General features: G+C 61.3%; 11 protein-coding genes and 1 tRNA gene. 11 read left to right on the forward strand and 1 reads right to left on the reverse strand.

Annotation, left to right across the window (positions count from 1 at the left end):
* The first annotated feature begins 427 nt into the window (after positions 1-427).
* Positions 428-1363, forward strand: a complete 936-nt coding sequence (locus AC6IZO_RS06020; RefSeq protein WP_497808990.1) for a glycosyltransferase family 2 protein — start codon at positions 428-430, stop codon at positions 1361-1363.
* A 44-nt stretch (positions 1364-1407) separates the two neighbouring features.
* The gene (locus AC6IZO_RS06025; RefSeq protein ID WP_497808992.1) at positions 1408-2199 is read left to right on the forward strand and encodes a ChbG/HpnK family deacetylase; all 792 of its coding nucleotides are present in this window, start codon (positions 1408-1410) and stop codon (positions 2197-2199) included.
* Here the strand turns inward: AC6IZO_RS06025 and AC6IZO_RS06030 are convergent.
* Positions 2183-2686, reverse strand: a complete 504-nt coding sequence (locus AC6IZO_RS06030; protein ID WP_497808994.1) for a hypothetical protein — start codon at positions 2684-2686, stop codon at positions 2183-2185. The genes AC6IZO_RS06025 and AC6IZO_RS06030 overlap by 17 nt on opposite strands.
* 430 nt (positions 2687-3116) lie before the next feature.
* On the opposite strand from AC6IZO_RS06030, the gene AC6IZO_RS06035 reads away from it, so the two are divergent.
* The 9 genes from AC6IZO_RS06035 (at position 3117) to AC6IZO_RS06075 (ending at position 14117) form a co-directional block, all read left to right on the forward strand.
* A tRNA-Thr gene (locus AC6IZO_RS06035) sits at positions 3117-3191 on the forward strand.
* A 56-nt stretch (positions 3192-3247) separates the two neighbouring features.
* Positions 3248-5050: an asparagine synthase-related protein gene (locus AC6IZO_RS06040; protein ID WP_497808996.1), complete on the forward strand. Its 1803-nt coding sequence runs from the start codon at positions 3248-3250 to the stop codon at positions 5048-5050.
* On the forward strand, positions 5047-6447 hold the full coding sequence (locus AC6IZO_RS06045) for an O-antigen ligase family protein (protein ID WP_497808998.1): 1401 nt from the start codon (positions 5047-5049) through the stop codon (positions 6445-6447). The genes AC6IZO_RS06040 and AC6IZO_RS06045 overlap by 4 nt, the downstream gene beginning before the upstream one ends.
* On the forward strand, positions 6444-8015 hold the full coding sequence (locus AC6IZO_RS06050; protein WP_497809000.1) for a lipopolysaccharide biosynthesis protein: 1572 nt from the start codon (positions 6444-6446) through the stop codon (positions 8013-8015). The genes AC6IZO_RS06045 and AC6IZO_RS06050 overlap by 4 nt, the downstream gene beginning before the upstream one ends.
* Before the next feature lie 25 nt (positions 8016-8040).
* Positions 8041-9291 carry a glycosyltransferase family 4 protein gene (locus tag AC6IZO_RS06055; protein ID WP_497809002.1) on the forward strand — a complete coding sequence of 417 codons (1251 nt, stop codon included), beginning with the start codon at positions 8041-8043 and terminating at the stop codon, positions 9289-9291.
* An 88-nt stretch (positions 9292-9379) separates the two neighbouring features.
* On the forward strand, positions 9380-10693 hold the full coding sequence (locus tag AC6IZO_RS06060) for a nucleotide sugar dehydrogenase (RefSeq protein WP_497809004.1): 1314 nt from the start codon (positions 9380-9382) through the stop codon (positions 10691-10693).
* Complete coding sequence (locus tag AC6IZO_RS06065) at positions 10665-11894, forward strand: AGE family epimerase/isomerase (RefSeq protein ID WP_497809006.1); 1230 nt, start codon at positions 10665-10667, stop codon at positions 11892-11894. The genes AC6IZO_RS06060 and AC6IZO_RS06065 overlap by 29 nt, the downstream gene beginning before the upstream one ends.
* Positions 11891-13126, forward strand: coding sequence for a glycosyltransferase family 4 protein (locus AC6IZO_RS06070; RefSeq protein WP_497809008.1), 1236 nt, complete (start codon positions 11891-11893; stop codon positions 13124-13126). The genes AC6IZO_RS06065 and AC6IZO_RS06070 overlap by 4 nt, the downstream gene beginning before the upstream one ends.
* Positions 13089-14117 carry a glycosyltransferase family 2 protein gene (locus AC6IZO_RS06075; RefSeq protein ID WP_497809010.1) on the forward strand — a complete coding sequence of 343 codons (1029 nt, stop codon included), beginning with the start codon at positions 13089-13091 and terminating at the stop codon, positions 14115-14117. The genes AC6IZO_RS06070 and AC6IZO_RS06075 overlap by 38 nt, the downstream gene beginning before the upstream one ends.
* Positions 14118-14210: the final 93 nt, after the last annotated feature.

A 14210-nucleotide genomic window follows, 5' to 3' on the forward strand; every position in this document is an offset into this window, starting at 1 on the left:
GCATATCTCTCCACAACCTTCTCCCTGTTTTCCCCCAGCAACCGCGCTTCGCTACGGAGATTTCCGTGAGGTTGCAATCCTGTGACTGAGAGAGCCAGGAATCAGATCGCGCACGGTTTCCTAAATCCCTCTCGCCCCCTTCCTTTTCAACCTTTTACAAACACCTTTTCGGGAAGGTATCGCTCTCTGTTGCGGACAGGCAACGCGCGTCTGAACTCCATCTTTTTTGGCACTGGATATGCTCTGCAAAAGTTGCGGTGCGAATGCACGCGAGCGATGAGCTGTCTCTTGTTTTCCACAGAGGTCCCCTGGGACTGAGAGGGCGAAGCTGTATCCAGGGCTTGATTGCATCACACGCGTAAGCCCCAGGCTCCGCACGATACTGCAACCACTCCCGAACCTTCTTCAGACGTACTGGACTGTTCAAGTGTCTTTGCCGAATTACCTGGTCGTAACCCCAGCCCGGAACGAAGCGAAGTTCATCGGCCTCACCATTGAGTCGATGCTCGCGCAATCCGTGCGTCCTCTGCGCTGGGTCATCGTGAGCGACGGCTCCACCGATGGCACCGATGACATTGTCGGACACTACGCCGAACAGCATCCGTGGATCACGCTCCTCAGGCTTCCTGCGCGCGAAGACCGGCACTTTGCCGGCAAGGTTCGAGCCTTCCAGGCTGGGTATGAGACGGTGCGCGGGCTTGACCACGATGTGATCGTCAGCCTGGATGCGGACATTTCCTTCGAGCCGGACTACTTTGAGTTTCTGCTGGCTCGGTTGGCGGAAGATGAGCGCCTTGGCGTTGCAGGCACGCCCTTTCAGGAAACTTCCGGACGCAGCTATGATTACCGCTTCGTCAGCGTCGAGCATGTTTCCGGGGCCTGTCAGGTTTTTCGCCGCGAGTGTTACGAGCAGATTGGCGGCTATGTGCCCATCAAGACCGGCTCCATCGACCACATCGCAGTCATCTCCGCGCGCATGAAGGGCTGGCGCACCCGCACCTTTCTGGAGAAGCACTGCCTCCACCATCGGGAGGTGGGAACCGCCGAGGTCAGCGCCGTTGGCTCCCGTTTCCGCTACGGACAGAAGGATTACGCGATCGGCAACGCACCATTATGGGAGGTCTTTCGCAGCCTGTATCAGTTGACGCAGCCCCCCTTCCTGATCGGCGGACTCGCACTCGCCGCTGGATACTGTTTGGCGGCAATCCAAAGAAAGCCGCGCTTTGTCTCCCCTGAATTTGTGCGCTTCCATCGCCACGAGCAGATGCAGAGACTAAGCTCGCGCCTGTTGCGAACGAAACCAGGTCCTTCGGCGGACACGGGCAAAGCCGCGGCGGAAGGCCAGCAGAGGTTCGCGCGATGACAGCCGTGGCTCCTCCCCGGCCCGCACCGGCAAAGTGCACGGGGATGATCGTGAATGCAGATGACTGGGGCAGAGACGCCGAAACCACGGGCCGCATCCACGACTGCATCACGGCCGGCGTGCTTCACTCCACCAGTGCAATGGTCTTCATGGAAGACTCGGCCCGCGCGGCGGAGCTGGCAGCCTCATGCGGTGCCGATATCGGCCTTCACCTGAATTTCACAACAGCGTTTTCCGGCGCGAATGTGCCCGAATCACTGAAAGAAGCGCAGGCCCGTGTCGCCCGCATGTTACGACGGCACAAGTTCGCACAGGTCGTCCCCTGGCGCCACCTGCGCAATAGCGTGCGCTGCCTGGTGGACGCCCAGATGGAAGAATTCTCCCGGCTCTATGGGCACATGCCAACGCGCGTCGATGGCCACCATCACATGCATCTATGTGCCAACGTCCTCGCCGCAGCTCTGCTGCCCGCCGGAATCATGGTGAGGCGGAATTTCTCTCCCCTGCAGGATCAGGGCGCGCTGAATTCGGCCTACCGCAGGTTCGTTGATTCGCGGCTGGCAAGGCGTCATCGGCTGACGGATTACTTCTTCAACCTGCATCCAGTGCAGCCCGCAAGGCTGCGGCAGATCGTCGGCGCGGCCCGGCAAGGAATTGTGGAATTGGAAACGCACCCGGTCAATGAAGATGAGTTTCGCTTTCTGATGGATGGCGGACTGGAGAGCCTTGCAGGCGACGTGCTGCTGCGAAGAGGCTTTGCAGACCTGGCCGGTTGCTGGCACCCTTTATCGCCCAGCGGAAGGATTGCGCGTCCCGATGTCACTCGAAACGATTGAAGTCGCCGTAAAAGGTCAGTGGTTCCAGGTTCCCGCCGTACCGTTTCACGACAAGCACATTGTGGTGCGCGGGCGGTGGCTTCGCATTGCCGCCGTGCACAATGAGGAGTGGCTGGCCTCCGAGTTGCAGGAACCGGAAAGCTGCATTGAGATGCTGCGCCACCCCTCGCCGGAGGTGCTCCGCGCGGACCTGTTCAGCTTTGCGCAGATGGTACCCGCCACCGAGCCACGCTATCCCCATCCTCACGATTGGGACAGTGTGGCAGCCATTGAGCTGAACAGCTTTCAGGAATGGTGGGAATCTGTACCGCAGGAGACGCGCAAGAACGTGCGCCGCTCGGCAAAGCGCGGCGTGGTGGTGGAGGTGCGCCCGCTCGACGAGAAGCTGCTGAAAGATCTTGTGGAACTGAACAATGATGCTCCAACCCGCCAGGGAAAGGCGTTCACGCACTACGGCAAAACGCTGGAGCAGGTGGCCAAGGACCAAGCTGACTTCCTCGACCGCAGTGACTATGTCTGCGCCTATGCCGGAGAAGAGCTGGTTGGTGTACTCAAGCTGGTCTATCGCGGCAGCATCGCATCCATCCTCACCTTCATCCCCAAGGCGAGCCAGACCGACAAACGTCCGGCGAACGCGCTGATCTCAAAGGCCGTGGAACTATGCGACGCCCGGAAGATCCGCTACCTCACCTATGGCATGTTCAACTATGGACGCAAGACGGACACGCCGCTGCGCGAGTTCAAGGAGCGCAACGGATTCCGTGAGATTCTGGTGCCCCGTTACTTTGTTCCACTGACGCTTTGGGGCAGCATTTGCCTGAAACTGGGTCTGCACCGGGGATTGATAGGAATTCTTCCCCATTGGGCTATTACACGACTCGTCGCGCTGCGTGCGCGATGGTATGATCTGTTCGCTAGCCGGCGTGGCTTAAGGGTAGAGCGGCCGAATTGTAATCGGCAAGTGGAGTGTTCGAATCCTCCCGCCGGCTCCAAACTTCCTGTTTCCCAGTAACTCCCTGTCCCATCCTGTCTCCAGTTACAAACACCCATGCCTGGAATTGTAGGTCTCATCACAAAAGCTCCCCGCTCCTGGGCCGAACCGCAACTGCAGCGGATGGTCAAGGCTGTTCAGCATGAAGACTTCTACGAAGCTGGAACCTGGATTCATGAGCAGGCCGGCATCTACGTCGGCTGGACCGCCATTGCCGGATCGTTTGCCTCGCGCATGCCGGTGCAGGATTCCTCCGGCGAAACAACGCTCATATTCTCCGGCGAAGAGTACAGTGCCGAGAGCGCGGCGAACAGCGGCAGCGAACAACGCGCGGCCTACCTGTGCCACCGCTACCGTCAGGACGCTGAGTTTCTCCCGAACCTGAACGGCCTGTTTCATGGCTTGCTCTACGATCATGGCACCGCAACGGCCATGCTGTTCAACGACCGTTACGGCATGCATCGGCTCTGCTACCACGAGTCACCAGACGGGCTTTACTTTGCAACCGAAGCAAAGGCAATTCTGGCGGTGCGCCCGGAGCTTCGCGAGCCTGATGAACGCAGCCTGGGCGAATTTGTCGCCTGCAGTTGCGTGCTCCATGACCGCACGCTGTTCAAGCGCATTGGCGTTCTGCCAGGCGGTTCGGCGTGGACCATCCGCAACGCTGAAGTCTGCGAGAAGAAGCGCTACTTTACGCCCGACTCCTGGGAACATCAGCCGCGGCTTGACCCCGAACAGTTCCATGCCCAGTTGCGCGACGGGTTGAAGGCGAGCCTGCCTTTCTATTTCTCCGGCCCGGAGCAGGTGGGCGTGGCGCTGACCGGCGGGATGGACACGCGCGTGTTGCTGGCGCTGCATCACTCCGCTCCCGGCGCACTGCCCTGCTACACCTTCGGCAGCATGTTCCGCGATTGCAAGGACGTGAAGGTGGCACGCCGCGTTGCCCGCCAGTGCGAACAGTCGCACCAGGTCATTCCCGTAGGCGAAGAATTCCTGCGCGACTTTGCCCATTACGCCGAGCGCACGGTCTACCTGACCGAGGGCGGCGTTGACGTCTACCGGGCACCCGACCTCTACGTCAGCTCGCTCGCGCGCAGGATCGCTCCGGCCAAGGTTGTCGGCACCTATGGGAGTGAAGTGCTCCGCCACGCGGTGATGTTCAAGCCAATGGTTCCGGTGCAGACGGTCTTCACGCCGGACTTCGTGCCGCAACTGGACCGCGCGCGCCAAACCTATGCGGAGTTGCGCCGCGAGCATCCCGTCACCTTTGCGGCCTTCCGGCAGTCTCCGTGGTACCACATTGGCGTGCTCTCGCTAGAGCAGACGCAACTGACGGTGCGCTCTCCCTTCCTCGACAACGAATTTGTGCGGACGGTCTACCAGGCTCCGGAGGACTCCATCACCAGCGGCGACGTGCGGCTTCAGTTGATTGCAGACGGGAACCCCGCATTGCGGCGGATTCCCTCCGACCTCGGGATGGGCGGCGACCGCAATGCGCTGGCCGCAGCCATGTCACGGGCGATTCGCAAGTTCAGCTTCAAGGCCGAATATGCCTACGACTACGGAATGCCCCAGTGGGTCGCCAGGGCCGACCATGCCTTGTCCGCGCTGCGGCTGGAGCGGCTCTTTCTGGGCCGTCACAAATTCTCTCACTTCCGCGTCTGGTATCGCGACTGGCTGGGTGACTACGTGAAGCAGGTGCTTCTCGATCCGCGAACGCTCTCGCGTCCGTACCTGAATCGCGCCAAGGTCACCGAACTGGTGGAAGACCATGTCTCCGGGCGGCGCAATTACACCACCGCCTTGCACAAGCTGCTGACCATGGAGCTGCTTCAGCGGCAGTTCTTCGACCACGCATGAGACTTGTTGCCACATTGCTGCTGCTCGCGGCTCTGCCGGTCCTCTACTATCTGGGCCGCGATTCGCGTGAGCGCGTCAGCCCCGCGCTGTGGATTCCCGTGATCTGGCTCTCCATCGCCGGCTCCCGTCCGGTCTCGGACTGGTTGCAGGTGGACTCCGCCCCGGCCTCGCTGGCGGACCAGATGATGGAAGGCAGCCCGCTGGACAGGAACTTTTGGCTGCTGATGCTGGCCCTGTCGCTGATTGTCGTCTTCCTGCGCATGGGCGCGGTCTTGAAGATGGTTCGCGGCAACCTGCCGGCCTTCGCCTTCCTGGCGCTCTGCGGCCTCAGCATCATGTGGTCTGATTTTCCAGGAATTTCCTTCAAGCACTGGATGAAGCTTCTGGGCGATTACTGCGTCGTGCTCATCATCCTGACGGATCGCGCGCCGCGCGCCGCACTCAAGCAGGTGTTTCTCCGTACCGGCATCCTGCTGCTTCCAGCCTCCGTGCTGCTCATCAAGTACTACCCCGAACTCGGGCGCTCCTATGCACAGCACTGGGAAGGAACACAGTTCTACACCGGCGTCACCAGCGACAAGAACATGCTGGGCATGACCTGCCTGATGACCGGGCTGGGCGCCTGTTGGATGCTGCTGGAAGAGCTTGCCGGACAACGCCGCAGGCGGATTCTGTTCGTCACCGGCCTGCTGTTCCTGACTTCGCTCTGGCTGCTGAACCTGTGCAACTCGCGCACCTCGATGGTTTCGCTTGTGCTCTGCGGCGGCTTGATGGCGGCGCATCGCTGGCTGCGGATGGCGCGTCGGAAAGCGTTCCTCAACTTCGCCACCTGGGGGCTGGTTCTGTGCTGCTGCCTGCCGCTGCTAGCGGGAATCGGCGGAAGCGTGCTGACCACGATTGGACGTGATGCCACCCTGACCGGACGAACCGACCTGTGGCGCGCGGTTCTGGCCATCCCCATCAATCCCCTGCTCGGCGTGGGGTTTGAGAGCTTCTGGCTCGGCCCGCGCCTGACTACGATCTGGCAGACCTTCTGGTGGCAGCCAATCGAGTCGCACAACGGATACATTGAGACCTATCTGAACCTCGGCTATCTCGGGATTGGCACGCTCTTCGTCATGATCGTCAGTTCCTACCGGCGGATTCTGCGCGATCTTCAACTTGAACCTGAGATTGCCCGGCTTCAACTGGCCGCCTTCACCGTGGGGCTCATCTACAACCTGACCGAAGCCGCCATCCACACCTTGAACCTCGTCTGGATTCTGTTCCTCATTGCCGCCATTCACGTTCCGCTGCGGCAACGCGTGCCGCAGGCGGTTCCTCAGCCGATTCCGGCGCGGACTCCGTGGCCGACCATGATGCGCCAGCCGCAATTTCACCGCAGGGAGCAGGCATGAGGCCGTTCGACGCGCAAGGCAGCTTTATTCCGCCCGCCGCGGACGATGCGCTGCGCCTGCGCGCGGTTCGCGGCATCGGCGTCACCATTACCACGCAGGCCGCCATGTTCCTCACGCAGTTGGCGGGAACCTTCGTGCTTGCGCGCATTCTCACACCGTCTGACTTTGGACTGGTGACCATGGTGACCACCTTCAGCCTGCTGCTCTGCGGCTTTGGCCTGAACGGCTTCACCGAAGCGGTGCTCCAGCGCGAAACGCTCTCGCACGCGCTGGCCAGCAATCTGTTCTGGATCGAGGTTGGCTGCGGGCTGCTGCTCTCCGGCGCCTTTGCCGCCTGCGGACACCTGATCGCCGCGTTCTACCACGACCCGCGTCTGGTGGTTGTCACCTGGGGCATGTCGGCGACTGTGTTCCTGTCGAGCACCTCCGTCCTACATCTGGCCTTGCTGCGCCGTGCCATGAGTTTCTCCGTGGCCTCGGCGGCGGACCTTGCGGGCCGCATCGTCTCCATTGCAACCGGCGTGCTGCTGGCAGTGCTGGGCTTTGGATACTGGGCGCTCATCATCGCGACACTTTCGCAGCCAGCCGTTGTCACCCTCGTCGCTTTCTATTGCTGCCGCTGGATTCCCTCGCGTCCGCGTTCCGTGCCGGGGACGATGGAAGTCCTGCGCTATGCCATGCATGTGTACGGGCGATACAGCTTCAACTACACAACGCGCAACACGGACAATCTGCTGGTTGGCTGGAGCTTTGGTCCACAGTCACTCGGCTTCTACAAGAAGGCCTATGACCTCTTCCTTCTGCCCGCCACGCAATTGCTCGCGCCGATCACCAGCGTGGCAATCACTGCGCTGAGCCGGCTGGCGGGCGACCGCGAGGAGTACAAGCGCAGCTTTCTGGCTGCGCTCAGCCTTCTGGGCCTGATCGGCATGGCGCTTTCCGCCTGCCTCACGCTGGTGGGCGCGGACCTGATGCGTGTGCTGCTCGGCCCCGGATGGGATGAGGCGGGACGGATCTTTACATGTTTCGGCCCGGGCATTGGCATCATGCTGCTCTACAACGCCAACGGGTACATCCACCTTTCCATCGGCACGGCCGACCGCTGGTTCCGCTGGGGACTGTTTGAATTCGGCTTCACCGTGATGCTGTTTCTTCTGTCGCTGCGCTGGGGGCCTGCGGGGCTTGCCTGGGCGTGGACACTCTCCTTCTGGCTGCTGGCAATTCCGGCCTTCCGCTATGCGGGGTATCCCATCGGGCTTGGCGTGAAAGAGGTGCTGGCAACCGTGTGGCGCTACGTGGCAGCCGCGCTGGCTGCTGGCGCAATCAGCTTTGCAATCTGCCGGCAGCTTACGGGACTGCAGGCATTGTCCGGGACCTTGGGAGTGCTGGTCCGCGTGCTTGCCACTTCCGCCATCACGCTCGGCGTTTACGTCGGAGCAATCATTGTTCTGCATGGCGGCATGCAGCCCCTGCGCCGCCTGCTGTGGTTTGTCCGGGCGGCTCTCTCACGTCGCCGTGCGGAAGAGCCAAGCGTCAAGGCCACGGAGCAACTCTCGGAAGCGTCGTAGCGCCAGCACAGAATTGCCGTCCACCATGCCTGTCTCCGTTCAGGAATCGAAACCGCAGCAGCCCGCCACGCAGGCGCGCCTTGCCTCTGCCGCCATAGGCGAGGCGGAAGTTGCCATCCTCACCGGCGGCACGGACCGGCATTACGCCTTCGGCCTGGCGATGGCGCTGGTCAACGCAGGCGTGGCGCTTGACGTCATTGGCAGCGACCTCATCGACAGCCCGGAGATGCACTCCACACCGGGACTGCGCTTTCTGAACCTGCACGGTGACATCACCTCGGGCAGCCGCCTGGCAAAGCTGGCCCGCATTGCCCGCTTCTATCTCCGCCTGTGCCGATATTCGCTGACCTCCCGCGCCCGGGTGTTTCACATTCTTTGGGACAACAAGCTGCCTCTGTTCGACCGCACGCTGCTGATGGCTTTTTACCGGCTATGCGGGAAGAAGGTCGTGTTCACGGCGCACAACGTCAACACCAGCCAGCGCGATGGCCGCGACAGTTGGCGGAATCGCACCAGCCTTCGCATGCAATACGCGCTCGCCAGCCGCATCTTTGTCCATACCGGCCAGATGAAGACACAACTGCTTCGGGACTTTGGGCTGGCAGATGAAAAGGTTGTTGTCATTCCCTTCGGCATCAACAACGCCGTACCGCAGACCAGTCTGACGCCGGAACAAGCGCGCCAGCGGCTTGGGCTCGGCGCGCAAGACAAAGTCATTCTCTTCTTTGGCGCGCTCAAGTCTTACAAGGGGCTGGCGTATCTGGTCCCCGCGTTTTCGCAGCTTGCGGCCGGTGATTCCTCGTTCCGGCTGATCATTGCCGGCGAACCGAAAAAAGGATACGAGGAAACTTTTGCCGCTTTGAGCAGCGCCCTCGCGCAGTCGCCAGCGCGCGCGCAAATTCTTACCCGCTTTGAATTCATACCGGATGAGGATACCGAGCTTTATCACAAAGCGGCGGACGTCTCCGTGCTGCCCTATACCTCCATCTTCCAGAGCGGCATTCTCTTCATGGCCTACAGCTTCGGCCTGCCCGTGGTGGCCACCGATGTCGGGGCCTTCCGCGAGGACGTGCTGGAGGGAGAGACCGGCTTCATCTGCGCCCCAGGCGACAGCAACGCACTGGCCGCGGCCCTGGAGCGCTACTTCCAGAGCAACCTTTACCATGCCCTGCCGCAGCGGCGCGCCGCCATTCGCGACTGGGCGCGCGAACGCCACTCGTGGACGAAGGTCGCGGCAATCACCTGCAACGTCTACAAAGCTCTGATGCAGAGCTGACACAACGCAGCCCCCGCGCACCCTGCGGCATTCAACTCACGGCTCCCTCCAATTGAGCCACGAACCGCCTGACTGAAGGAGACAGAACTTGAAAGTCAGCATTTTTGGACTAGGCTACGTCGGAGCAGTTTCGGCCGGCTGTTTTGCCGAGGCAGGTCATCAAGTCATCGGGGTCGATCCCGTGCAGGCCAAGGTCGAGATGATCGCCCGTGGCCAGTCACCGATCATCGAAGCCGAGATCAGCGAAATCATTGCCCAGAACGTCGCGCGCGGCCGTCTGCAGGCCACCGATGACGCGGCGGCAGCGGTTCGCGACACGGACCTGTCGTTCATCTGCGTGGGCACGCCCAGCCAGTCCAACGGCAACCTGGACTTCACCTACATCAAGCGCGTCTGCGAGCAGATTGGCATGGCGCTCCGGCAAAAACAGGGATGGCACCTGATCGTCATCCGCAGCACCGTGGTGCCCGGAACCACGCGCAGTCTCATCATCCCAACGCTGGAGGAACACTCCGGCAAGAAGGCCGGGGTGCACTTCGGCGTCTGCCACAACCCGGAGTTTCTGCGCGAAGGCTCGGCCGTGAAGGACTTCCGGCTTCCGCCACAGACAGTGATTGGCGAGTTGAACGAAGCCAGCGGTGACATGCTCGCCAAAATCTACGCGGACCTTGATGCTCCGCTGGTCCGCGTCGACATCGAAACCGCCGAGATGGTCAAGTACGTCAGCAACGGCTGGCACGCACTGAAGATCGCCTTCGCCAACGAAATCGGAACCATCTGCAAGTCGTTCAACGTGGACGCGCACCGCGTGATGCAGATCTTCTGCCAGGACAAGCGCCTCAATATCTCCGAGGCCTACCTGAAGCCGGGCTTCGCGTTCGGCGGCTCGTGCCTCCCCAAGGATTTGCGGGCATTGTCTTACCAGGCCAAGGTTCGCGACCTGCAACTGCCACTGCTGAACGCGATTCTTCCCAGCAATGAATTGCAGGTAAAGCGCGGGCTGGAGCTGATCATGAAGAACGGCAGCAAGCGGGTGGGCGTGCTCGGCTTCAGCTTCAAGGCGGGCACCGACGATCTTCGCGAAAGCCCCGTAATCGAGGTCGTCGAGTACCTGCTCGGCAAAGGCTACGACCTTCGCATCTTTGACCGCAAGGTGAGCTTGGCCCGCCTGATGGGCGCTAATCGTGAGTTCATCCTCAACCGCATCCCGCACATTTCCCGGCTGATGGTGGATGGCGTTGACGCCGTGCTGGAGCACGGCGAAACCATCGTGGTCGGCAACAAGGATGCGGAGTTCAACGGCATCTCCGAGCGTCTGCGCCAGGGACAGCGCCTGGTGGACCTGGTGCGCATTACCGACAAGAGGAGTGACGATGTCACCTACGACGGAATTTGCTGGTAACCTGGCGCAGCCTGCCGTGCATCCCGCGCAGCAGAGCATTCACCGCGCCATCGCCCAGCTTGACCAGTGGTTGAAGGAGAACGACTACCAAGGCTTCGACCCTTTTGATGGATTGAATTCCTGGCTGCGTCCGCTCACCTTCGACCACCCCCTGCTGCTGACCGTGTTGCAGCAGGGCATCCGGCGCTTCCCCGTCAACCTCCGTCCACTGCTCGGCGTCGGACGCTCGCGCTCCACTAAGGGCATGGGCTTTCTGGCACGCGGCTTCATCCGCATGGAGCAGGCCACGGGCGACGCGCGCTGGGGCGAACAGGCCCGCCAAGCCCTGCAATGGCTCATCGAGCATCAATCCCCCGGATACAGCGGAGCCTGCTGGGGCAACCATTTCGACTACCAATCGCGCGCATTCTATCTGCCCAAGGGCGTTCCAACCGTCGTTTGGACGGCGTTGATTGGCCACGCCTTCCTTGACGCTTACGAGCATTTCCACGATCCGCAGTATCTTGAGATCGCCGTCAGCGCGTGCACACACATCCTCAAGGACCTCGACACGCTCGCCGACGGCAACGGACGCTGCATCAGCTACATTCCGACGGCGAACAAGCAGGTGCACAACGCCAACACGCTGGGTGCCAGCCTGCTGGCCCGCACCTACGGCCATGTGAAAGATGAGTCTTACCTCGCGCTGGCCATCGACGCGCTGGAGTACACGCGGCAATATCAGCACCCCGACGGCTCCTGGTATTACGGCGAAAAACAGAACCTCCACTGGGTCGACAACTTCCATACCGGCTATGTGCTCGATTGCTTCAAGCAGTTCCAGAATGCAACGGGAGACACTCGCTTTGAGGCCAGCATGATGCACGGGTACGAGTACTGGAAGAACACGTTCTTCCAGCCCGATGGCCTGCCGCGCTACTACTCGCACAAGACTCTGCCGCTTGACATTCAGTGCTCCTCGCAGGCAATCGATACGCTGGTGCTCTTCAACGATCAGGGCCCGGCCAGCGAAGACCTTGCGGTGCGCGTCGCCTCGTGGACCATTGCCAACATGCAGGACGCCTCCGGCTACTTCTACTACCGGCGCTACTCCCCGCTGCTGGTGAACAAGACACCAACCCTGCACTGGGGACAGGCCACGATGATGTGCGCCCTCGCCGGTCTCTACAAACTTCTGACCAGGAAGCCGACTCTTTCATGAGCAAGATTCTGATCATCGTCGAAAATCTTCCGGTGCCCTTCGACAGCCGCGTTTGGAAGGAAGCATGCGCCCTGCGCAGCGCCGGCTATCAGGTAACGGTGCTGTGCCCGAAAGGCAAGGGTTATGAGCGCGGCTATGAATTGCTGGAAGGCGTTCACGTCTACCGCCACCCCATGCCGCGCGAGGGCAACAGCGTGCGCGGCTATCTCGTTGAGTTCGCCTCCGCGCTCTTCTGGGAATTTCTGTTCACCTGGTGGATCTTTCTGCGGCGCGGCTTCGACGTCATTCAAGGCTGCAATCCGCCGGATGACATCTTTCTGGTCGCGTTGCCGTTCCGGCTCTTTGGCGTGCGCTACATTTTTGACCACCACGACGCGAACCCCGAACTCTATCTCTCCAAGTACGGACGCAAGGACCTGCTCTACAAGGCGCAGGTCTGGCTGGAGAAGATGACCTACCGCTGCAGCAGCGTTGTGATGGCCACCAACCAAAGCTATCGCGAACTCGCTATCTCCCGCGGCAAGCTGGCGCCCGAAGATGTCTTTGTGGTCCGCAACGGTCCCGACCTTGAAACCTTCCGGCTCGTCCCCGCCAAGCCCGAGCTGAAGTATGGCAAGCCCTACCTGGTCGGCTACGTCGGAACCATGAGCATTCAGGAAGGACTCGACATCCTCATCGACGTGGCGGCGCGGCTGAAGCAGCAGGGCCGAACCGACATCCACTTCACCTGCGTGGGTGGCGGTCCCGGTCTCGCCGGGTTGCGGCAGATGGTGAAGGACAAGCAGGTGGACGACATCTTCAATTTCACCGGACGAATCTCCGATGCCGCGCTGCTCGATGTTCTCTCCACCGCCGACGTCTGTGTAAACCCGGACCGCCCCTGCGAGATGAACGACATTTCCACCATGATCAAAATCATGGAGTACATGGCGCTCGGCAAACCCATCGTGCAATTCGACCTGAAGGAAGGCCGCTTCAGCGCAGGCGAGGCTTCCCTCTACAGCCGCGGAGACGATCTGGTTGGCGACTTTGCGGAAAAGATCGTCTGGCTGCTCGAGCATCCCGAGGAGCGCCGCCGCATGGGTGGAATCGGCATCGAGCGCGTTCGCACGCAACTGGCGTGGGAGTACTCCGTAGAACATCTGCTGGCGGCGTATCGCCGGGCATTGAGCAGGAAGCGAGGAGTCCACGAACGTGAAACCGCTGGTCTCTATTCTGATCCCCGCCTATAACGCTGGCCCCTGGATCGCCGATTGCATTGATTCCGCACAGGCCCAGACCTGGCCCGCGAAGGAAATCATCATTGTCGACGACGGCTCGCGCGATGACACGCTGGCCGTTGCGCGCAGGTTTGAATCCGCGGGCGTCCGCGTTCTCGCGCAGGAAAACCAGGGTGCGGCCGCCGCGCGCAACCACGCCTTCTCGCTCGCCCAGGGAGACTACATTCAGTGGCTGGATGCCGATGACCTGCTCGCTCCGGAAAAACTCGAATTGCAGATGCGCGTGGCACAGGAATCCAACCCGAGGCTGCTGCTCTCCGGCCCCTTCGCACGCTTCCTCTACCGCCCGCGCAAGGCGCGCTTTGTCCCCACGCTGCTATGGGAGGATCTCTCCCCTGCCGAATGGCTCTTCCGCAAGATGTACTACGACCTGCACATGCAGACGGCCACCTGGCTCGTCAGCCGCGAACTGACCGAAGCCGCCGGCCCGTGGGACACGCGACTCACCGCCGATGACGATGGCGAGTATTTCTGCCGCGTTCTGATGCAGAGCACCGGCGTCAAATTCGTGCCCGGCGCCGGGGTCTATTACCGCGCGGCCGGCAGCAGCAGCTTGAGCTACATCGGCACCTCCGACAGCAAGCGCGACACGCAGTGGCGCTCCATGCTGCTGCACATGGATTACCTCCGCTCGCTCGAGGACAGCGAACGTACACGGCAGGCCTGCGTCAATTACCTGCAGAACTGGCTCGTCTTTTTTTATCCCGATCGTGAGGATCTGCTGCAGCAGTCGCAGGAATTGGCACGAAGGTACGGTGGAGAATTGCATATCCCCACCCTGTCCTGGAAATACTCCTGGATGGCTCCCATTTTGGGATGGAAGAAGACCTACCATACGCAGTTCGTACTCCGTAGATTACGCTGGCAATTCTCGGCGGCCATGGACCGAATGGCCTGGCGACTTGAGTCCAAACGGACCAAGAACCTCCGTGCCGCCGCGTAACCCTATCGTCCAACGCACCTCTTCGCCTTCGCAGCCCGACTTCGGTTACTTGCGCGGAATGGGCAGAGTCAATAGGCTGCCATTAGTCGGAAC

The sequence above is a fragment of the Oryzophilus luti genome (assembly GCF_059726245.1).